This window comes from Micrococcus sp. CH7, assembly GCF_001595485.1.
Classification (GTDB): domain Bacteria; phylum Actinomycetota; class Actinomycetes; order Actinomycetales; family Micrococcaceae; genus Micrococcus; species Micrococcus luteus.
In genome coordinates this window covers 1-577 of record NZ_LOSQ01000011.1, presented here as the reverse complement: position 1 = coordinate 577, position 577 = coordinate 1, and the positions used below count along the sequence as shown (strand labels likewise).

Sequence of the window (577 nt, the reverse complement as noted above, 5' to 3'; positions counted from 1 at the left end):
AACTGCAAGATGCCACCGCCGTGCTGGACGCGTTCCATGTCGTCAAGCTCGGCACCGTCGCGGTCGACGAGGTTCGCCGTCGGGTCCAGCAAGACACTCTCGGCCATCGCGGTCGGAAAGGTGATCCGCTCTACGGGATCCAGACCATCCTCCGCGCCGGGGCTGAGAACCTCACCGACAAGCAGTGGGCGCGCCTGACCGCAGCCATCGAGGCGAACCCGGCCCACGACGAGGTGTTCGTCGCATGGCAGTGCGCGCAGCAACTTCGCTCGGCCTATCACCAGAAGGACCTCGCTGAGGGGCGACAGATCGCCGAGAAGGTCGTCGAGTCGTTCCACACCTGTCCGATCCCCGAGATCGCACGCCTCGGCCGCACCCTGCGACGCTGGCGCTCAGCGTTCCTCGCCTACTTCACCACCAGCCGAGCAAACAACGGCGGCACCGAAGCAATCAACGGGATCATCGAGCTGCATCGTCGCCTCGCTCGCGGCTTCCGCAACCGCGAGAACTACCGCCTACGAATGCTCCTCGCCGCCGGCGGACTCACCCCATGACCCCACCGAATGTCCGAAGAGCC

At 65.9% G+C, this 577-nt stretch carries 1 protein-coding gene; it reads left to right on the top strand.

Translation table 11 applies throughout. The annotated features are described in order from the left end of the window. Nucleotides 1-554: transposase (locus AUV08_RS04950; protein WP_197463615.1), on the top strand; the 554-nt coding region annotated here is incomplete at its 5' end. Nucleotides 555-577 lie beyond the last annotated feature (23 nt).